The 20,188-nt window shown below is 71.9% G+C and carries 20 protein-coding genes and 1 tRNA gene; 19 read left to right on the top strand and 2 right to left on the bottom strand.

Features of this window, described 5'->3' with window-relative positions; all coding sequences use genetic code 11:
• The first annotated feature begins 74 nt into the window (after positions 1-74).
• The 16 genes from H489_RS22435 (at position 75) to H489_RS22370 (ending at position 14,399) form a co-directional block, all read left to right on the top strand.
• Positions 75-452, top strand: a complete 378-nt coding sequence (locus tag H489_RS22435) for a LysM peptidoglycan-binding domain-containing protein (RefSeq protein WP_017885906.1) — start codon at positions 75-77, stop codon at positions 450-452.
• Positions 453-516: 64 nt separating this feature from the next.
• A complete protein-coding gene (locus H489_RS22430) occupies positions 517-1,623 on the top strand; it encodes a histidinol-phosphate transaminase (RefSeq protein WP_017885905.1) in 1,107 nt (368 codons plus the stop codon).
• On the top strand, positions 1,620-2,222 hold the full coding sequence (gene hisB / locus H489_RS22425; RefSeq protein ID WP_017885904.1) for an imidazoleglycerol-phosphate dehydratase HisB: 603 nt from the start codon (positions 1,620-1,622) through the stop codon (positions 2,220-2,222). Before H489_RS22430 ends, hisB begins: the two co-directional genes overlap by 4 nt.
• Positions 2,219-2,857: an imidazole glycerol phosphate synthase subunit HisH gene (gene hisH / locus H489_RS22420; RefSeq protein WP_017885903.1), complete on the top strand. Its 639-nt coding sequence runs from the start codon at positions 2,219-2,221 to the stop codon at positions 2,855-2,857. Before hisB ends, hisH begins: the two co-directional genes overlap by 4 nt.
• A 97-nt stretch (positions 2,858-2,954) precedes the next feature.
• Positions 2,955-3,701, top strand: a complete 747-nt coding sequence (priA, locus tag H489_RS22415; RefSeq protein WP_017885902.1) for a bifunctional 1-(5-phosphoribosyl)-5-((5-phosphoribosylamino)methylideneamino)imidazole-4-carboxamide isomerase/phosphoribosylanthranilate isomerase PriA — start codon at positions 2,955-2,957, stop codon at positions 3,699-3,701.
• A 4-nt stretch (positions 3,702-3,705) separates the two neighbouring features.
• Complete coding sequence (locus tag H489_RS22410; protein WP_017885901.1) at positions 3,706-4,521, top strand: SseB family protein; 816 nt, start codon at positions 3,706-3,708, stop codon at positions 4,519-4,521.
• A gap of 59 nt (positions 4,522-4,580) precedes the next feature.
• Positions 4,581-5,456 (top strand): ParA family protein, encoded by an 876-nt coding sequence (locus H489_RS22405; protein WP_017885900.1) that lies wholly within the window; start codon positions 4,581-4,583, stop codon positions 5,454-5,456.
• Positions 5,440-6,243, top strand: coding sequence for a segregation and condensation protein A (locus tag H489_RS22400; protein ID WP_017885899.1), 804 nt, complete (start codon positions 5,440-5,442; stop codon positions 6,241-6,243). Before H489_RS22405 ends, H489_RS22400 begins: the two co-directional genes overlap by 17 nt.
• On the top strand, positions 6,233-6,901 hold the full coding sequence (scpB, locus tag H489_RS22395; protein WP_017885898.1) for an SMC-Scp complex subunit ScpB: 669 nt from the start codon (positions 6,233-6,235) through the stop codon (positions 6,899-6,901). The genes H489_RS22400 and scpB overlap by 11 nt, the downstream gene beginning before the upstream one ends.
• Before the next feature lie 1,285 nt (positions 6,902-8,186).
• A complete protein-coding gene (locus H489_RS38590; protein WP_235045652.1) occupies positions 8,187-8,975 on the top strand; it encodes a pseudouridine synthase in 789 nt (262 codons plus the stop codon).
• A gap of 58 nt (positions 8,976-9,033) precedes the next feature.
• On the top strand, positions 9,034-10,146 hold the full coding sequence (locus tag H489_RS22390; RefSeq protein ID WP_017885896.1) for a prephenate dehydrogenase: 1,113 nt from the start codon (positions 9,034-9,036) through the stop codon (positions 10,144-10,146).
• A gap of 194 nt (positions 10,147-10,340) precedes the next feature.
• Positions 10,341-11,036 (top strand): (d)CMP kinase, encoded by a 696-nt coding sequence (gene cmk / locus H489_RS0118285; protein ID WP_042538571.1) that lies wholly within the window; start codon positions 10,341-10,343, stop codon positions 11,034-11,036.
• A 145-nt stretch (positions 11,037-11,181) separates the two neighbouring features.
• Complete coding sequence (gene der / locus H489_RS22385) at positions 11,182-12,702, top strand: ribosome biogenesis GTPase Der (protein ID WP_017885894.1); 1,521 nt, start codon at positions 11,182-11,184, stop codon at positions 12,700-12,702.
• Positions 12,703-12,822: 120 nt separating this feature from the next.
• On the top strand, positions 12,823-13,449 hold the full coding sequence (locus H489_RS22380) for a hypothetical protein (protein WP_152427148.1): 627 nt from the start codon (positions 12,823-12,825) through the stop codon (positions 13,447-13,449).
• 58 nt (positions 13,450-13,507) lie between these two features.
• The gene (locus tag H489_RS22375) at positions 13,508-14,029 is read left to right on the top strand and encodes a hypothetical protein (RefSeq protein WP_017885892.1); all 522 of its coding nucleotides are present in this window, start codon (positions 13,508-13,510) and stop codon (positions 14,027-14,029) included.
• 46 nt (positions 14,030-14,075) lie between these two features.
• Entirely contained in the window at positions 14,076-14,399 is a 324-nt protein-coding gene (locus H489_RS22370; protein ID WP_017885891.1) for a hypothetical protein, read from the top strand.
• Positions 14,400-14,498: 99 nt separating this feature from the next.
• Here the strand turns inward: H489_RS22370 and H489_RS22365 are convergent, their stop codons facing one another.
• Both H489_RS22365 and H489_RS22360 read right to left on the bottom strand, forming a co-directional pair.
• Positions 14,499-16,655, bottom strand: a complete 2,157-nt coding sequence (locus tag H489_RS22365) for a RecQ family ATP-dependent DNA helicase (RefSeq protein ID WP_031259180.1) — start codon at positions 16,653-16,655, stop codon at positions 14,499-14,501.
• Positions 16,656-16,731: 76 nt separating this feature from the next.
• Complete coding sequence (locus H489_RS22360) at positions 16,732-18,207, bottom strand: hypothetical protein (RefSeq protein ID WP_017885889.1); 1,476 nt, start codon at positions 18,205-18,207, stop codon at positions 16,732-16,734.
• A gap of 70 nt (positions 18,208-18,277) precedes the next feature.
• Between H489_RS22360 and H489_RS22355 the strand changes: the two genes are divergently transcribed.
• The 3 genes from H489_RS22355 (at position 18,278) to H489_RS22345 (ending at position 19,897) form a co-directional block, all read left to right on the top strand.
• The gene (locus H489_RS22355) at positions 18,278-19,108 is read left to right on the top strand and encodes an endonuclease/exonuclease/phosphatase family protein (protein ID WP_017885888.1); all 831 of its coding nucleotides are present in this window, start codon (positions 18,278-18,280) and stop codon (positions 19,106-19,108) included.
• Positions 19,105-19,686, top strand: a complete 582-nt coding sequence (locus H489_RS22350) for a hypothetical protein (RefSeq protein WP_152427147.1) — start codon at positions 19,105-19,107, stop codon at positions 19,684-19,686. The genes H489_RS22355 and H489_RS22350 overlap by 4 nt, the downstream gene beginning before the upstream one ends.
• 137 nt (positions 19,687-19,823) lie before the next feature.
• A tRNA-Pro gene (locus H489_RS22345) sits at positions 19,824-19,897 on the top strand.
• The last annotated feature ends 291 nt before the right edge of the window (positions 19,898-20,188 follow it).

The following is a 20,188-nucleotide window of genomic DNA, read 5'->3' as shown; positions in this document are numbered from 1 at the left end:
CTTGTGCGTCGTCTGATTCGAAACTATGTTCGGTACAGGACTTCGGTTCCACCGAACGGGAAGGCAAGAACGACATGAGCACCATCGCCATCGCTGACATCCAGCGCACCGCGGCGCCCGCCGTGCGTACCCGCCTGCGTCTGACGCGTCGCGGCCGCATCGTCTTCACGACGCTCGCCGCGATCCCGCTCCTCGTCGTCGTCGCCCTCGGCGTGCTGAACGGTGGACAGGCCTCGGCCGGTGACGCCACCGCCGGCGGCGCCCGCACCCACTTCGAGACCGTGACGGTCCAGCCGGGCGAGACGCTCTGGCAGCTCGCCGAGCAGACCGCCCCCGACTCCGACCCGCGCGACTTCGTGCAGGACGTCGTCAGTCTCAACGCGCTCGACGGTTCGGCGCTGCAGGCCGGCGAAGAGCTCTCCATCCCCACCAAGTACACCGACGGCGAGTAGTCACTCGGGCAGCCCCGTCCAGACGGCTGGTCGTCGCACGGTGACAGCGGCCTACGATGGATCGGTGGCATTCACGCTCGAAGACCTCCCGATCCGAGACGACCTGCGCGGGCAGAGCCCCTACGGCGCCCCGCAGAAGCACGTCCGCGTGCAGCTGAACGTCAACGAGAACACGCATCCCGTTCCGGACGACGTCGCCGCCGACATCGTCGAGTCGATCCGGCAGGCCCTGCTGACGGTCAACCGGTACCCGGATCGTGAGTTCACCGAGCTCCGCCAGTCCCTGGCGGACTACCTCGGGCACGACCTGACCGCCGAGCAGCTCTGGGCGGCGAACGGGTCGAACGAGGTGTTGCAGCAGCTCCTGCAGGCGTTCGGCGGGCCCGGTCGCTCGGTCCTCGGGTTCCCGCCCACCTACTCGATGCACTCGATCCTCGCGTCGGGTACCGGCACCACGTGGATCCCGGCCCAGCGGGACGACGAGTTTCGCATCTCGCCCGAGACCGTCGTCGCAGCCATCCGCGACCACAAGCCCGACATCGTGTTCCTGTGCGGGCCGAACAACCCGACGGGTACCCCGCTCGACATCGAGACGATCGCGGCGGCCTACGACGCGACCGACGGCATCGTGATGGTTGACGAGGCCTACGCCGAGTTCATGCCGTCCGACGCCCCGAGCGCCCTCACACTGCTGCCCGGTCGTGAGCGCTTGGTGGTCTCCCGCACGATGAGCAAGGCGTTCGCGTTCGCCGGTGCCCGGGTCGGGTACATGGCCGCGCACCCGGCCGTCATCGACGCCGTCCGGTTGGTCCGGCTGCCGTACCACCTGTCCGCGCTGACGCAGGCGGCAGCGATCGCGGCACTCCGGCACGCCCCCGAGATGCTGGCGATGGTCGACGACATCAAGGCGCAGCGCGACCGCATGGTCACCGAGCTGCGGGCCATGGGGTACCGGACCTACGAGACCTGGTCGAACTTCGTCCTCTTCGGCGGTGTCGCCGACCCGAACGCTGCGTTCGAGGCGCTGCTCGAGCGCGACGTCATCGTGCGCGACCTCGGGATCCCGAACCACCTGCGGGTGAGTGCGGGGACCGAAGCCGAGACGACCGCGTTCCTCGACGCCATGCGGCAGGTCGCCGCCGAGCAGCCGCCGGTTAGGGTTGACGCATGACCGCCCGCACCGCCTCGATCAGCCGTTCGACGAGCGAATCGAGTGTCGAACTCGAGCTCGACCTGGACGGCACCGGGACCTCGTCGATCTCGACCTCCGTCCCGTTCTTCGACCACATGCTGACCGCGTTCAGCAAGCACTCCCTGATCGACCTGCGTGTGCGCTCCACGGGTGACACCGACATCGACGTGCACCACACGGTCGAGGACACTGGCATCGTGCTCGGACAGGCGATCAAGCAGGCCCTCGGCGACCGCTCCGGCATCGGCCGGTACGGCGATGCCCTGGTCCCGTTGGACGAAGCGCTGGCCCAGGCCGTCGTCGACGTCTCCGGGCGTCCGTTCCTGGTGCACTCCGGCGAGCCCGCGGGCTTCGAGTTCCACCGCATCGGTGGGCACTTCACCGGCTCGATGGTCCGTCACGTGTTCGAGGCGATCACGTTCAACGCCGGCATCACCGTCCACGTCCGCGTGTTCGAGGGCCGCGACCCCCACCACATCGCCGAAGCCGAGTTCAAGGCGTTCGCCCGGGCCATGCGCAAGGCGGTCGAGCTGGACCCGCGCGTCGACGGCATCCCGTCCACGAAGGGCGCCCTGTGACCGCCGCCAAGCCGAACGTCGTCGTCCTCGACTACGGGTCGGGCAACGTCCACTCCGCCGCCAAGGCGCTCGAGCGCGCCGGGGCTGACGTCACCCTGACCTCGGACAAGCAGGCGGCGCTCAAGGCTGACGGCCTGCTCGTCCCCGGTGTCGGGGCGTTCGCGGCCGTCATCGACCAGCTCGAGGGCGTGCAGGGCGGCGAGATCGTCGACCACCGCCTGGCAGGCGGGCGCCCGGTGCTCGGCATCTGCGTCGGCATGCAGGTCCTGTTCTCGCGGGGCATCGAGCGTGGTGCCGACGTCGAAGGGCTCGGCCAGTGGCCCGGCACCGTGCAGGAGATCCAGGCCGAGGTGCTCCCGCACATGGGCTGGAACACCGTGCAGGCGCCCGAGGACTCCGTGCTGTTCGACGGCCTGCACGACGAGCGCTTCTACTTCGTGCACTCCTACGGCGTGACCGACTTCCCGCTCGAGGCGTACGGGCCGTTCCGCGCGCCCCGCCTGACCTGGGCCGAGCACGGGCAGCCGTTCATCGCCGCGGTCGAGAACGGACCGCTCACCGCCACGCAGTTCCACCCCGAGAAGTCCGGCGAGCCGGGCATCCGCCTGCTCTCCAACTGGGTCCGCTCGCTCTGAACCCGGCCTGCACCGGGCGCGACGGTCGTGCCGGACGCGCCCCGGGCCTCCCGGCTGTCCGCAGCCCCTTCTCCACCGCAACGAAACCGACAGGACCATGACCGACCTCACCGACACCCCGCCCCTCGTCCTGCTGCCGGCCGTCGACGTCGTCGACGGACAGGCCGTGCGACTCACCCAGGGCGAGGCGGGCAGCGAGACCGGCTACGGCGACCCCGTCGCCGCTGCCCGCACCTGGCGTGACCAGGGTGCTGAGTGGATCCACCTCGTCGACCTCGACGCCGCCTTCGGCCGTGGCGACAACCGCCGGGTGATCGCGCACGCCGTCCGCGAGGTCGAGGGTGTCTCGGTCGAGCTGTCCGGCGGGATCCGCGACGACGCCTCGCTCGAAGCGGCACTGGCGACCGGCGCGGCGCGCGTGAACCTCGGCACCGCGGCGCTCGAGAACCCCGACTGGGCCGCGCGGGTGATCGGCGAGTACGGCGAGCAGATCGCCGTCGGGCTGGACGTCCGCGGCACCACGCTGTCGAGCCGCGGCTGGACCGAGGATGCCGGTGACCTGTGGGAGGTGCTCGACCGCCTCGAAGCCGCCGGGTGTGCCCGCTACGTGGTGACCGACGTCACGAAGGACGGCACGCTGCAGGGCCCGAACGTCGAACTGCTCCGCCAGGTGTGCGACCGGACCGACCAGCCCGTGGTGGCCTCGGGCGGGATCTCCACCCTCGATGACCTCCGTGCGCTCCGCGAACTCGTGCCGTACGGGCTCGAAGGCGCGATCATCGGCAAGGCGCTGTACTCCGGGGCGTTCACGCTGCCCGCCGCTCTCGACATCGCCTCGGAGTAACGCCGTGGCGGGCATCTCGAACGGTCGTGGCACCGGGCCGGAGACCGACGACGCGCACACCCCGGGTGGGGCGGCGGACTCGGCGGGGTTCTCGTGGGAAGGCCGCACGTTCGACCACCACGACACCGCGTTCGCGGACGACGACGGACTCGCCGACCCCGCGGTGGTCGCGGCCATCGGCTCACTCGCCGACGGTGCGTCCCAGGCCGCGATCGTCGATGCGCTCCGCTCCGCCCGCCTGCTCATCCCGCTCATCGCCGAGGCCGGCGACGTGGGGGAGACCGACGCGGGCAAGCTCGTCGACAAGACCCAGGAACTCTCGATCGTGACGGTCGCCGGCCCCGACGGTCGCAGCGTGATGCCCGCGTTCACCTCGGTCGACGCCGTGCACGCGTGGGACCCGGACGCGCGCCCCGTGCCGGTGGAGTCCCGCCGCGTGGCGATGGCCGCGGCGAGCGAGGACACCCAGCTCGTCGTGCTCGACCCGAAGTCGCCGACCGAGTTCGTGCTGCGTCGTCCGGCGGTGTGGGCACTCGGGCAGGACCTGCCGTGGACCCCGTGCTTCGAGGACCCCGAGGTGGCCCGTGCCTTCGCGGCCTCGGTCGAAGGGGAGCCCAGCGTGGCCCGTGTCGAACTCGCGCCGGGCGACCCGGTCGGCCGGTTCGCCGGACCGGAGCTGACGGTGGGCCTGGCGCTGCACCCGGGGCTCGACCGCGAGCAGGTCGGCGAGCTCGTCGGCCGGCTGCAGCAGCGGTGGTCGGCCGACCCCGTGATCGCGGAGCGGGTCGACAGCATGCGCGTCGCCCTGCGCGCTGCCTGACGAGCAGCAGTGCGGCGGTGCGACCCGGCCCACCCCGACGTCGCCGGTACGATGACGGGGTGAGCCCGAACCCGACGACCAACCCCACCGGCGCGACCACCCACGGTCCGACGGGGCGTCCCGTCCGGGACTTCCCCGTGCCCGAGGAGCTCGACAGCACCGGACCCGCCCGCATCATCGCGCTCTGCAACCAGAAGGGCGGCGTCGGCAAGACCACGACCGCCATCAACCTGGGTGCCGCGCTCGCGGAGTACGGCCGCAAGGTGCTCGCCGTGGACTTCGACCCGCAGGGTGCGCTGTCTGCCGGCCTCGGTGTCCGCACCCACGACATCCACACCGTCTACGACCTGCTCATGGGTGCCGTGAAGGACCCGAACCAGGTCATCCAGCCGACGAACACCCCCGGCCTCGACGTCATCCCGGCGAACATCGACCTGTCCGCGGCCGAGGTGCACCTGGTCAACGAGGTCGCCCGCGAGCAGATCCTGGCGAGCGTGCTGCGCAAGGTCGCGAACGACTACGACGTGATCCTGGTCGACTGCCAGCCGTCGCTCGGCCTGCTCACCGTGAACGCCCTGACCGCTGCACACGGCGTGCTCATCCCGCTCGAGTGCGAGTTCTTCGCGCTGCGCGGTGTCGCGCTGCTCATCGAGACGATCGACAAGGTGCGCGACCGCCTGAACCCGGCGCTCAAGCTCGACGGCATCCTGGCGACCATGTACGACTCGCGCACGCTGCACTCGCGCGAGGTCATGGAGCGGGTCGTCGACACCTTCGACGACCGCGTGCTCGACACCGTCATCGGCCGCACCGTGAAGTTCCCGGACGCCACGGTGTCCGCACGACCGATCACGCAGACCGCGCCGGACCACCCTGCCGCCCACGCCTACCGGCAGCTCGCACGAGAGCTCGTCCAGCGTGGCGCCGTCGCCTGAGCCGGGGTTCCGGGTCCGGCTCACCAACTTCGACGGACCGTTCGACCTCCTGCTGTCGCTCATCACGAAGCACGAGCTCGACATCACCGAGGTCTCGCTCGGTGCCGTGACGGGGGAGTTCATCCAGTACGTCCGGCAGGCCGAGTCCGCCGACGAGCTCGACGAGGCCAGCGAGTTCCTGGTCGTCGCGGCGACCCTGCTCGACCTGAAGATCGTCGGGCTGCTGCCGCAGGGTGAGCTCGTGGACGCCGAGGACGTCGCCCTGCTCGAAGCCCGCGACCTGCTGTTCGCCCGACTGCTGCAGTACCGGGCGTTCAAGCAGGCCGCCGACTGGTTCGGGGAGCGGTGGGGCATCGAGTCGCGCCGGCACGTCCGCAGCGTCCGGCTCGAGGAGCGGTTCCGCGCGCGGACGCCGGAGCTCGTCTGGACCCTGTCCGTGCAGGACTTCGCCGCCCTCGCCACGCTCGCCTTCGCCCCGCGGGAGATCCCGACCGTCGGCCTCGACCACCTGCACGCGCCGCTCATCAGCATCCGTGAGCAGGCCGCGATCGTCGTCTCGATCCTCCGCACCCGTGATGGTGAGGGTGTCTCGTTCCGCGAACTGGTCGCGGGCGTCGACCAGACCGGTATCGTGGTGGCTCGCTTCCTCGCGATCCTCGAGCTGTACCGGAACGCGTCGATCTCGTTCGAGCAGCTCGAGCCGCTCGGGGAGCTGACACTGCGGTGGACCGCCGAGGACTGGTCCGACGAGAGCCTCGCGAACCTGGGAGCCGACTATGACGGATGACGTGCACGACACGTCCAGCGCCGAACCCGGCGGCGCCGACGAGATGGCCGACGCCCGCGCGATCGAGCACGAGATCCACGACCCCGCCATCCCGCTCGACCGCCAGCTCGAGGCCATCCTGATGATCGCGGACGAGCCCCAGTCGCTCGTCGCGCTCGGTGCCGCCGTCGGTTCGCCCGTCCCCGCCGTGCGCCAGGCGATCGAACGCCTGGTCGCGGACTTCGACGGTGTCGACGGCACGATCCGCCGCGGCTTCGAACTGCGCGAGGTCGGTGGCGGTTGGCGCTTCTACGTCCGTGCTGACCTGGACCCCGTGGTCGAGCAGTTCGTCGAGGCCGAGCGACCCTCGCGGTTGTCGCAGGCCGCGCTCGAGACCCTGGCGGTCGTCGCCTACAAGCAGCCGATCACCCGATCGCAGATCGCTGCGATCCGCGCCGTCAACGTCGACGGCGTCGTCCGGACCCTGGTGGCACGCGGCCTCATCGAGGAGTCGTTCACCGACGCCGAGACCGGCGCCATCAACTACGTCACGTCCGACCTGCTCCTGCAGCAGCTCGGCATCAACTCGCTCGACGAGCTGCCGCTCATCTCGCCCCTCCTGGACGACGGTGCGGACGGCTTCGAGCAGAACGAAAGGATCCCCGATGGCAGGGTTTGACGACCGGGGGCGCGGCGCGCCCCGAGACCGAGACGACCGCAACGGACGCTCAGGAGGCCCAGATCGCCCCGGCCGCCCGGCCGGCGGACGCGGCGGGGCCGGCTCCAGTGCCGGTGGCCGCTCGGGCGGGTACGGTCGCGACGACCGTGGGGGCGCACGCCCGCCGCGGGACGACGACCGTCGTGGCGGGTACCCGTCGCGTGACGACCGTGGCGGCGACCGTGGCGGCGACCGTGGCGGCGACCGTGGTGGGTACCGCGGGGCTTCGGCTCCGCGTGACGACCGTGGTGGCGACCGTGGTGGGTACCGCGGGGCTTCGGCTCCGCGTGACGACCGTGGTGGTGACCGTGGTGGGTACCGCGGGGCTTCGGCTCCGCGTGACGACCGTGGTGGGTACCGCGGGGCTTCGGCTCCGCGTGACGACCGTGGTGGTGACCGTGGTGGGTACCGCGGGGCTTCGGCTCCGCGCGATGACCGTGGTGGCTACCGGGGCCGCGATGACCGTTCCGGTGGCGGCGACCGTGGTGGGTACCGCGGGGCTTCGGCTCCGCGTGACGACCGCGGCGGCTACCGGGGTCGCGACGACCGATCCGGTGGCGGCGACCGCGGTGGGTACCGCGGCAACTCCGCTCCGCGTGACGACCGTGGTGGCTACCGCGGCCGTGACGACCGTGGCGCTTCGGCTCCGCGCGATGACCGTGGTGGGTACCGGGGCAACTCCGCTCCGCGTGACGACCGCGGCGGCTACCGGGGTCGTGACGACCGTGGGAGCTCGGCTCCGCGTGACGACCGTGGTGGCTACCGCGGCAACTCGGCTCCGCGTGACGACCGTGGTGGCTACCGCGGCCGTGACGACCGCGGGGCTCCGGCTCCACGTGACGACCGCGGCGGGTACCGGGGTCGCGACGACCGATCCGGTGGCGGCGACCGCGGTGGGTACCGCGGCAACTCCGCTCCGCGTGACGACCGTGGTGGCTACCGGGGTCGTGACGACCGCACCAGCTCGGCACCCCGTGACGACCGTCGGGACGACCGAGGCCGCGACGACCGCCGCACCCCCGACGGCCAGCAGAGCCGCGTCTGGCACAACGGCCGCCGCTACGTCGGCGGCACCACGAGCGTCCGCAACAGCGACCGCACCACGCCGAAGCCGAGCGGGCAGCGCGACGACCGGGGCAACCCGGCCGAGGGCACGCCCGAGCGGCCGATCATCGAGGACTGGGACGCGGCGGACGGAACGGCGCCTGCCGGGGCCGAGCCGGGCCTCCAGGCAGAGGGCGAGCGCCTGCAGAAGGTGATCGCCGCTGCCGGCGTGGCATCCCGCCGGGTCGCGGAGAACCTGATCGTCGAGGGCCGCGTGACGGTCAACGGCGAGGTCGTGGACGCCCTCGGGCGTCGCGTCGACCCCGAGAAGGACGCGATCAGCGTCGACGGTGTGCCGGTGCAGATCGACTCGTCTCGGCGCTACATCGTGCTGAACAAGCCGACCGGCGTCGTCTCGAGCCTGCAGGACGAGCGCGGTCGCCGCGACCTGACCGAGTTCGTGGACCGCTACGAGGAGCGCCTGTTCAACGTCGGCCGTCTCGACGCCGAGACCTCCGGGCTGCTCGTCCTGACGAACGACGGCGACCTGGCGCACGTGCTGGCGCACCCGTCGTTCGGCGTGCAGAAGACGTACATCGCGAAGGTCCACGGCAACGTGAACCCCGCCGTGGTGCAGCGCCTGACCGAGGGCGTCGAGCTCGAGGACGGTCCGATCAAGGCCGACAAGGTGCGGCTGCTTGAGTCCTCGCGGGGTGAGTCGCTCGTCGAGATCACCCTGCACTCCGGCCGCAACCGCATCGTCCGACGCATGCTCGAGGCCGTCGACCACCCGGTCCTCGAACTCGTCCGCCGGTCGTTCGGGCCGCTGCACCTGGGCAGCCTGCCGCCGGGCAAGATGCGCGAGCTCGGCACGGTCGAGGTCGGCAAGCTGCTCAGCACCGTCCGCGACGCGAAGCCGTCCGCTCGTGACGACCGCGACGTCGAACTCGACCAGGACGACGACGAGTACGAGGACGAGTCGGCGGACTGACCGACCCCGACGCTCGGGCATCGACCGATGCCCGAGCCTCGATCGGTAGGCTTGCCCGGTGACCGACGTGACCCCGACCGACATCGACCGCCGTCTGCGCGGCCCGGTCCGGGTCGTCGGTGCCGGGTTGCTCGGCGCCTCGATCGGTCTGGCCCTGCGTGAGAAGGGTGTGGACGTCGTCCTCGACGACGTCTCGCCCGCCGCGCTGGCGCTCGCCGTGGACTACGGCGCCGGGCGTCGCCCGGCAGCCGGCGACCAGCCGGAGCTCGTCGTCGTCGCGGTGCCGCCGGACGTCGTCGCGACGGTGGTCGAGCGTGAGCTCGCCGCCCACCCCGACGCCGTCGTGACCGACGTCGCCAGCGTGAAGTCCGGGCCGCTCGCCGCCCTGGTGGCGGCCGGGGCCGACGTCTCCCGCTACATCGGGTCGCACCCGATGGCCGGACGCGAGCGCAGCGGTCCGACCGCCGCCCGCGCCGACCTGTTCGTCGGACGCCCGTGGGTGATCGCGGGACACGACGGCATCACGTACCAGCGAGCTGCGGTGGTCGAGGACCTCGCGCTGGACGTCGGCGCGACCGTGGTGCCGATGGACCCCGAGTCGCACGACCTCGCCGTGGCGTACGTCTCGCACGCGCCGCAGCTCGTGTCGACGCTGATGGCCTCGCGCCTCCGCGATGCCCCCGACGGGTCGCTCGGCCTGGCCGGCGGCGGCGTGCGCGACGTCACCCGGATCGCCGCGAGCGACCCCGGGCTCTGGGTGCAGATCATCGGCGCGAACGCCGGGCACATCCGGCCGGTGCTCACCGACCTGCGCGACGACCTGACCCGCGTGATCGACGCGCTCGGCGACCCGGACGGTGCCGGCTCGCCGCGTGCCATCGCCGAGACGATCGCCGACGGCAACCGCGGGGTCGAACGGCTGCCGGGCAAGCACGGCACCACCAAGCGCTTCGCCCAGGTGGTCGTCCTGGTCGACGACACCCCCGGGCAGATCGCCGCACTCCTGACGTTCATCGGGGAGATCGGCATCAACCTCGAGGACATGCGCCTCGAGCACTCACCGGGCGCACAGATCGGCATCGTCGAGGTGTCGGTGCTGCCCGAGCAGGAACAGCGACTCGTCGAGGAACTCGAGGGGCGCGGATGGAGGATCGCAGCAGCATGGGCCTGAACGACGACACGAACGCAGCGACGAACGACTCCGGTGTGACCGGCGGACCGGACGGGCCCGACTCCGGCCTCCCGACCCCGGGCCAGGGTGGTGCCGGCGGCCCGCTGAGCGGCAGCGGCGACGGCGGCGCACTCGGCGGTCCGGCAGGCGGCCTCGGCGAGCCCGGCGGCGAGCCCGGCTCGACCAGCGCCCCGATGCCGTCCGGCCTGGCCGACGGCGCCTACGTGGCGAAGATCGTCATCGCCGTCGACGGCCCCGCCGGCAGCGGCAAGTCGAGCGTCTCCCGTGCGGCCGCCCGCGCCCTGGGCTACGGCTACCAGGACACCGGCGCCGCCTACCGTGCACTCGCGTGGCACGCCCTGCAGCAGCGGGTCGACCTCGACGACGCCGCGGCGGTCCTGGCCAGCTGGGACACCTTCGACTACGCCATCGGCACCGACCCCGACGACTACTACGTCAAGGTGGGGGAGACCGACGTGACCGAGGCCATCCGCACCCCCGACGTCACCGGCGCGGTGGCCCACATCGCGAAGCTCCCGGACGTCCGGAAGCGCCTGGTCCAGCTGTTCCGCACCGTCATGCGGAAGACCGACGCCCCCGGCATCATCACCGAGGGCCGGGACATCACCACGGTCGTCGCACCCGACGCCGAAGTCCGGATCCTGCTGACGGCCGACGAGTCCGTTAGAATGGCCCGACGCTCGGCAGAGGTCACGACCCAGTCGGCCGCCGAGACCTCCGCAGCACTCGCTCGTCGCGACGCGGCGGACGCGAAGGTCGTCGACTTCATGAACGCCGCCGACGGCGTCACGACGCTCGACTCCACCGACCTCGACTTCGACCAGACCGTGCAGGCGGTCGTCGACCTGGCCCGCGCGGCCACGCACTGACGCAGACCGGACCGCCTCGGCGGGCCGCTCACGCACTGACGCAGACCAGAACGCTCCGGCGGGACGGTCAACCACGGCCGGACCCCCGGCCCGGCCGGCAACGGCCACCGACACCGCGGCCCCGGCCGCTCGCGAGGAACACAAGATGGCTCAGCTGGACAATCCTGACAACGACGACTTCCCGGAGTACGACGACGCCCTCGGCGAGCGTCTCGCCGGACTCGACGAGGCAGAGGCCGAGCAGCGTGCCACCGCGCTCCGCGCCGGCCTCGAAGAGTACGACCTCGAGGACGAGGACCTCGCCCTGCTCGAAGCGGGCCAGATCGGCGAAGACGGCGTCCACTACCTGCCGGCCTACCCGGTGCTCGCGATCGTCGGTCGCCCGAACGTCGGCAAGTCGGCGCTCGTCAACCGCATCCTCGGTCGCCGTGAAGCCGTCGTGCAGGACGTCCCCGGGGTCACCCGCGACCGCGTCAGCTACAAGGCCGACTGGAACGACAAGCGCTTCACGCTCGTCGACACCGGCGGCTGGGAGCCCGGCGCCGAGGGCATCAACGCCTCCGTCGCCGCCCAGGCCGAGGTCGCGATCGACCTCGCCGACGCCGTGCTGTTCGTGGTGGACGTCACGGTCGGCATCACCGCCACCGACGAGCACGTCGTGAAGATGCTCCGCGGCACCGACCGCCCCGTCATCGTCGTCGCGAACAAGGCCGACGACGAGCGCCGTGAACTCGAAGCCTCCGAGCTCTGGAACCTGGGCCTCGGCGAGCCGCACCCGGTGTCCGCCCTGCACGGCCGCGGCGTCGCGGACCTGCTCGACCTGATCATCAAGACGCTCCCCGACACCTCGGCCGTCGCCAAGCAGGAGGTCGGTGGCCCCCGCCGCGTGGCCATCCTCGGCCGCCCGAACGTCGGCAAGAGCTCGCTGCTCAACAAGGCCGCCGGTGAAGAGCGGGTCGTCGTGAACGACATCGCCGGCACCACCCGCGACCCGGTGGACGAGCAGATCGAGCTCGGCGGCAAGGTGTGGCGCTTCGTCGACACCGCCGGCATCCGCAAGCGCGTCCACATGCAGCAGGGCGCGGACTTCTACGCGTCGCTCCGCACCACCGCCGCGCTCGAGAAGGCCGAGGTCGCCGTCGTCGTCCTCGACGTCACCGAGCCGGTGTCCGTGCAGGACCTGCGCATCATCGACCTCGTCCTCGAGTCCGGCCGCGCCCTCGTGCTGGCCTACAACAAGTGGGACCTGCTCGACGACGAACGCCGCCGCTACCTGGAGCGCGAGATCGAGCAGGACCTGGCGCACGTCGCCTGGGCCCCGCGCGTGAACATCTCGGCCCGCACCGGCCGTCACCTCGAGAAGCTCGTGCCGGCGCTCGAGACCGCCCTCGAGTCGTGGGACACCCGCATCCCGACCGGCAAGGTCAACGCCTTCATCGCCGAGCTCGTGCAGGAGCACCCCCACCCCGTGCGCGGCGGCAAGCAGCCCCGCATCCTGTTCGGCACCCAGGCGTCGAGCCAGCCGCCGACCTTCGTGCTCTTCACGTCGGCGTTCCTCGACCCGCAGTACCGACGCTTCATCACGCGTCGACTCCGCGAGGTCTGGGGCTTCTCCGGCACGCCGATCAACGTCAACATGCGGGTGCGCGAGCGCCGGAAGCGCTGAGCCTCCCCACCCGTCACGCAGAACGCGCCCCGATCCGTCGGGGCGCGTTCTGCGTTCGCGTCCGCGGTCGGCCTGGAGGCCCGGGGCCGGTCCGGCGCGCCGGTGCGGCATCATGGGGGCGTGGGTACCGGGCGGTGGGCAGCCGACCGACGTCGGCTCGCCCTGGTGGGTGTCCTCGTCGGGGTGGTCGTCGTGGGTTCGGTGTCCCTGTGGACGAGCTCGCACGCACCGGACGACGGCGAACCGGTCACCCGTGCCGACGCAGTGGGCCCCGAGCCGGCGCAGTCGCCCGACGTCCGGCTGCAGCCGTCCGACGCCCTCGGGGAGCCGATCGAGCCTGAGCCCGTCCGTCCGGTCGACGGCTCACCCATCGACCCGTGGTGGCGGCGCGTCCCGCCGGTCTCCGGTGACATCGTCGGCATCGGGGCGGCTGCCTCCGGGCACGTCCGGATCACCGCGAACACGGGCGACGAGACCCTCGCGGTGGAGATCGACCACCTGGAGACCGGTGGGGACGGCCCGGTCGACGTCGTGCTGTCCGCGGGGACGGTGCGCGGTGGCTCGAAGCCGATGTGGACGCCGGTCGGGGAGTCCTACGACCTGTTCCAGGCCGACGGGGTCGAACAGGGGCTGACCGTCGTGCTCGGCGAGCCGTGGACGCTGCCCGACGAGGTCCGCTCCCTGGTCCTGCTCGACGCCGGGACCGGCACCGTGCTGGGCGGCGCGGCACTCGTCCCGTCCGACTGAGCCGTCCCCGCTCGGGGCTGCGTCTCCTGTCGGCCTCGGGATGGGGCACGATGTACTGGTGACGCAGCAGAACGACGGACTCGGTGTGCTCGCCGACCGTGTGTGGTGCCGTCTTCGGCTCGACCGGTTGGCCGGAGGCCGGCAGTCCGGGTACGTGATCCGCGAGGACATGCTCGAACACCCGGACACGGTGCGTTCGTTCCGGTGGATCCGGTGGCTGCTCGTCGCGGAGACGGTCGTCGGCCTCACCGCCATCGTGGTCGCCGTGCTGCTGACCCGCGCCGGGGAGTCCCTGTCGTGGGCGGTGTGGTTCCGGTCCACCGTGGTGCTGCTGATCACCTTGACGCTCTACGTGTTCGCCTGGCGGGCGCAGCTCGGGTACTACTGGGCGTACCAGCGGCTGCGGTTGTTCAGCCGGATCTTCCCGATCGTGACGCTGATCGTCGCGGCGATCCCCGGGCTCTACCCGTTCTGGATGGTCATCGAGCAGATCCTGTTCTCGGTGCTGATGGTCGGCATCGGCGACGTGCTGACGAGCGACCACATGCGGGCCACGTTCCCGAAGCCCGCGCGGCGCTGAGGCTGCCGTCGGCCGCCGTGGCGCACCGTCATGGCACGATGGGCTGGTGCGCGAGAACTCGGCTGGTCAGTGGTTGCTCGTGGTGCCCTCGGTCGTGGCGCTCGGAGCCGGGCTGTGGAACGTCGGAGCACTGGTCAGCATGTTCACCAGCAGCGGTTCCTTCGCGTGGTGGTTGGTCTCGGGGTTCGTGGCGTTGGTCGCCCTCGTGATGACCCTCGTGGCGCTCATCGTCGGCCGTGCGCAGCGGGCGTTCGTCGTCGGACTGGCCGCCGCCGGACTGTTCGTCGCGGGTGGGGCGCTGCTGCTCGACCTCTTCGTCGGCGTGTTCTCGTCGTGGCTCGCCGCAGGACTGGGGTCGAGCGGGTCCTGACCGCTGCGCGCCGGAGCGGTTTCCGGTGGATGCCGGACCAGGTGTGCGACAACCCACGGGTCGATCGACACGTGGACTGTCGCAAAACAGGTGCGGGGGCTACGCCACCGTGGCCAGGGCGAACGGGAGCACGGCGGAGGCCCCGGCGCGCCGGAGCTCCCGGCCGGCGACGGTCATCGTCCACCGGCTGTCGACCAGGTCGTCCACGAGCAGCACCGGGCCCTCGTGCGACTGCAGGGCGGCGGCGAGCGACGGATCGACCACGAAGGTGTCCCACACGCCGGACAACCGGTAGGCGCTGTTCGTCGCACCGTCGCCGCGAGGGGTCCCGCCGGCACGGCCGAGCGTGCCGAGGAACTGCAGCCGCCCGATCGTGGACAGCGCCTGGGCGAGGGACCCCACCAGCTCGGGCCGTGACCGCGAGGACATCGCCACGACGCCGGTCGGCCGGGTCTCCCACGGCCAGTCCTTGAGCGCCCGGACGCAGCCGTCGACGAGCTCGCGCGAGATCGGTGCATCAGGGGTGGACGGCGCGAACAGTGCACGCAGGGGACCACCCCAGCCGAGGTCGGTCAGACGCGCCACCGCACGGCCGGGCTGCACGAGCTCGTCTGGACCGATCTTGCCCCGCACCGAGACACCGAGCGACGACATCCCCGAGGGCCACTGGGCACGCGGGGCGATCTCGACGCCGACCTTGTCGAGCGCGGCCGCCGCCCCGGACGAGTCGGTGTCGGACACGGCGGTCGGGAACCACGCCCCGGCGCAGTTGTCGCATCGGCCGCAGGGCTCGGCCGAGGGGTCGTCGAGGTCCTGCTGCAGCAGCTGCATGCGGCAGGCCGAGGTGGACTCGTAGTCGAGCATCGACGCGGCCTCGGCAGCACGGGCCGCGGCGACGCGTTCGTACCGGGGTGCGTCGTACTCCCACGGCTGTCCGGTCGACACCCAGCCGCCGGTGACGCGTCGGACGGCGCCGTCGACGTCGAGCACCTTGAGCAGGAGTTCGAGGGTGGAGCGCTTGATGTCGACCAGGCCCTCGAGCGCCACGGTGGACATCGCGGTGTCGGTCGACAGGGCGCCCAGCACGGCGGCGGCACGGGCTTCGGTCGGCATCGAGGCACTGGCGAAGTACTGCCAGATCTCGCGGTCCTCGCGCCCGGGCAGGAGCAGGACGTCGGCGTTGTCGGTCGCACGACCCGCGCGACCGATCTGCTGGTAGTAGGCGACGGGCGACGACGGAGCGCCGACGTGCACGACGAACCCCAGGTCGGGCTTGTCGAACCCCATGCCGAGCGCACTCGTGGCGACGAGGGCCTTCAGCTCGTTGCCCTTGAGTTGCTGTTCGAGCTGCTCGCGCTCGTCGGTGTCGGTGCGCCCGGTGTACGCGCGGACGGCGTACCCGTTGTCGCGCAGCAGCCGGGCGATGTCCTCGGCCGCCGAGACCGTGAGCGTGTAGATGATGCCGCTGCCGGGCAGGTCGCCGAGGTGGGCGAGGAGCCACCCCAGCCGCTGCCGGGCATCGGGCAGCGTCAGCACGCCGAGGCGCAGGGACTTGCGGGCCAGGGACCCACGGATCGTGAACACCGGGTCGGCCGGGCCGGCGGTCAGCTGCTCGGCGACGTCCTCGACCACGCGCTCGTTCGCCGTCGCGGTGGTGGCCAGGACGGGGACGCCGTGGGGGAGCGACCGGATGAGCTCGGCCAGACGCCGGTAGTCCGGCCGGAAGTCGTGGCCCCAGTCCGAGATGCAGTGCGCTTCGTCGACCACGAGCATGCCCATCCGGGCGATCAGGGTCGGCATCTGCTCGTCGCGGAACTTCGGGTTGTTCAAGCGCTCGGGGGAGACGAGGAGCACGTCGACCTCGTCACGGGCGAGGGCAGCCTGGGTCTCACCCCACTCGTGCGCGTTCGCGGAGTTGATCGACACCGCACGGACCCCGGCCCGCGCGGCAGCGGCGACCTGGTCGCGCATCAGGGCGAGCAGCGGCGACACCAGGACCGTCGGGCCGCCCCCGCGTCGGCGCAGCAGCAGCGTCGCCAGGAAGTACACCGCCGACTTGCCCCAGCCGGTGCGCTGGACGACGAGGGCACGCTGCCGGTGCTCCACCAGCGCGGAGATCGCCTCGAGCTGGCCGGGGTGGAACACCGCGTCGGGGCGCCCCGTGAGCGCAGCGAGCGCCTGCTGCGCCTCGGCGGCGATGTCCGCAGAGGGGGAGACAGAAGACGACGCAGTGGACCCGACACCAAGACCAGACATGCCCCCATGCTGTCAGCACCGACCGACGAAACGCGGGTCGCGACTCCCGGCTGTGGACAACCGGACCAACCGGGCCCTACTGGTACGTGATCAGCGACGGCGTCGGCCGCACGTCCCGCATGGTCTGCGCGGGCGTCAGCATGGGCGTGTCCTCGTCGGTGAAGTTCTTCCAGCCCCAGTGCAGCCCCTCGGGCGCGCCCTGGTGCAGCGCCTTCCACGTCGCCTGCTTGTCCGGCTGCGACCCCTGCCCGTCGACGTGCACGAGCATGTCGAGCTCCGGGTGGGTCTGCAGTGCTGAGCGGTCCTGGATCATCGACAGCCGGAACTGGTGCAGCACCAGGGCCTTCGGCGGCAGCCCTTCCTGCTTGACCAGCGCAGCCAGCCACGACGAGACCTTGTTCACCTCGGACGCCGACACGCTGCCGATCTGCTGCAGGGGTACCTGGTCCTTCGTGAGCCGCCACTCCGGGTCGAGCGCCAGCCACACACCGGGCTGCTTCAGCAACGACTCGTACTTCTTCGCCTGCGACAAGAAGTCCGACCGCCCGGGCTGCAGGTCGATGATGACCGGCATGTCCGCATCGTGGGCGGCCTCGACGTAGGGCTCGAGCGTCGAGACCGGCAGTTCGGTCGAGTAGTCGCCGTCGGCGCCGGCGTCCCCGGCGGCGACGGTCGCGATGACCTCCATCGCGGGCGTCACCAGCTCGTCGGACTCGGCCCGGTACGGCTTCGCGACCTGCTCGGCCCGCTGCACGGTCTGCTTCGGCCCCTGCTCGCCGAGCACTCCCAGCGCCGGCGCCCCGGGGGCCCCGTACAGCGCGACGTACCGGTGCCCGTCGAACGGCCGCTGGCCGCCGTTCCGCAGCTGGAACCCGCCCTCGGCCGCCCGCACCGTCCAATCCGGGTCCGGCAGGGCGTCGAACGCCGCACCGACCAGGACCGTCGGGTGCTTCGCCCGCTCGTGCAGCGCCGTCACCACGTCGGGTGCGGCAGCCGGGTCGGTCACGCCCTTCGGCATGGTCACGACCCGCGCACCGGCGGCCTTCGCGGTTGCTACGGCAGCAGCGTCCGCACGCGTGTCCGCCACAACCACGGTCGCCTGCCGGGAGGCCCCGGTCGACTCCGGCGCGTCACCGCCGTCCGGCGCCTGCCGCTGTTCGATGTCCGTGTCGAGCGACACGTCGCCCTCGGCCTGGTACCAGCCGGCACCGAGCCGGTCGAGCTCGCGGGCGACGGCAGCGTCCTTGTTCTTGGTCGTCAGCAGCACCGGGACGTGGGCGCTCGCCGCGGTCTTCGCTGCGTCGCGGATCCCGTCGGCGTCGTCGGCCGGGGCGACGACCGCGCCCGGAGCGCTGGCGAACAGCGCCTTGCTGACCCGGACCGACCGCGCTGCGGCGTCCGCAGCGTCGGCCACCGTGACGGTGTCGGCGGAGGCCTTCGCCAGGGTCGGGCGGCTCGTGTCCGGTTCGCTCGACGTGCACCCGGCGGCTCCGAGCAGCAGGCCGGAGACGGCGATCGCGACGAGGACACGAGGGGTGGAACGAGAACGCATCGGGCCACCCTACGAGCCAGGCGGAGAGGTCCCTGAGAATCCGACGGGTGTCGTCTCGTAGAAGGGATGCATGCCCCACCACCCCGACGACCGCCCGCTCATCGGACCGGTCCGGTCGCCCGAGGTGCACTGCATGACGCTCAACGTGCGTCGCCGCGTGCCGCGACGGTCGACCCACCCGGACGCCTGGGAGCGCCGCCGTGACGCCGTCCTCGCGCTCGTCACGTCCGAAGCGCCCACCGTCCTCGCCGTCCAGGAGGCCCTCCCCGCGCAGGCAGACGACCTGACGTCCGGCCTGGGGTCGGGTTGGGAGCCCGTCCTGGCCGGGCGAGGAGCACGCGGCGGTGGTGAACAGGTCGGCCTGTTCCTCGACCGCTCCCGCCTCGACGTCGTCGAGCGCCGCACCTGGGCGCTCTCCCGCAGACCCCACCGCCCCGGCTCGCGGTCGTGGGCCACGTCCTTCCCTCGGCACGCCGTCGGAGCCGTGGTCGACGACCGCGCGACCGGCGTCCGGTTCCTGGCGATCGCCACCCACCTCGACGTCGCCTCGTCGTGGGCCCGACTCCGCTCCGCCGAACTGCTCGGCCGGATCGTCCGGCAGCGCGGCCTGCCCGCCGTGGTCATGGCCGACTGGAACAGCCCCGCCGGTTCCGCACCGTGGCGAGCCCTGGCGGAGGCGGGGGTCGAGGACAGCTGGGGGCGGGCCTCCAGGCAGGTGGGTGAGCCGTACGGGACGTACCCGCACTACGGGAGTCCGCGCGTTGGTGGTCGGCGGATCGACGGGGTGCTCGTGACCACTGGGGCGGCCGTGGACCGCGTCGCGGTCGACGTGCGGCGGCCGGGCGGCGTGTGGCCGTCCGACCACGCCGCCGTGCACGCGGTCGTCCGGTGGGCGTCGTGATCCGGGCGCTCGGGTCGACCTTCCTGCGGCCGCGGTTCCTGGTGGCCGACGTCGTGCGCGCCCTGACGCTCGTGAGCGTCGTCGTGGCGAGTGTCGGGTGGGGTGGGACGGCGTTCCCGGTCATGGCGCTCGCGCTGCTCGGGGTCGTGGTGCCGCGCATGCTCGGGCTGCGACCCGTCTTCGACCTGGCGGTGTGCGTGCTCGTGCTCGTCGCCGGGTGGTCGAGCGTGCTCGAGTGGTACACGACCGTCTTCCTGTGGGACAAGTTCATGCACGTCGTGCTGACCGGGCTGCTCGCGGCCGTGCTGTACGTCATCGGTGCCGACCTGCGTGCTGTGCCGGCCCCGCACGGGGAGCGACGGGTGGTCGTCGCGGTGCTCGCGCTGTGTGCGGGACTCGCGGTCGGGGCGGTCTGGGAGATGGGGGAGTGGCTCGGGCACAACTTCGTCGACGCGAAGATCTTCGTCGGGTACGACGACACGATCGGGGACCTGGCGGCAGACGGGGCCGGTGGGTTGCTCGTGGGGCTCGGGTTGCCGTGGTTGGCGGCGCGGCGTGAGGTGGTGCGGCCGGGCTGAGCGTGTCGTTCGGGTCGCGTTGCTGCGACTCGCCGTGGCACGGAGGGGGGCTGACGTCCGCTATGCTGGACCGGTCGCTCGCGCTCCGGTCGGACGCGGGCGAGGATCCTCCGGGGTCCTGGGTTCTCCGGAACTCGCGGGCTGTGGCGCAGCTTGGTAGCGCACTTGACTGGGGGTCAAGGGGTCGCAGGTTCAAATCCTGTCAGCCCGACCGAAACGTGTCTGACACAACGGAAGAAGCCCACCGAGGATCTCGGTGGGCTTCTTCCGTTGGGATCGACCTCGTCCCGGCGAGCCGGGGCAAGGAACAACGAGACGACCGGACCGTCGGTGCGAGTCGAGCAGTGAGGGATTCTCGCTCAGTCGAGTCGCATTGCGCTGGCCGGAAGACCGCTGTCTCATCCAGGGATCGTTCCGACCCGATCAGTTCTCGGACCCGCCATCACTGTCGGTGCCCGCGTGTGCCCCAGCACGTTGTGCTGGGGGCGGCCGCAGGGCGTCC

This window comes from Curtobacterium flaccumfaciens UCD-AKU (assembly GCF_000349565.1).
In the GTDB taxonomy this organism is placed as follows: Bacteria; Actinomycetota; Actinomycetes; order Actinomycetales; family Microbacteriaceae; genus Curtobacterium; species Curtobacterium poinsettiae.
The sequence above is the reverse complement of the archived record's forward strand: the minus strand, read 5'-3'. Positions and strand labels throughout refer to the sequence as shown.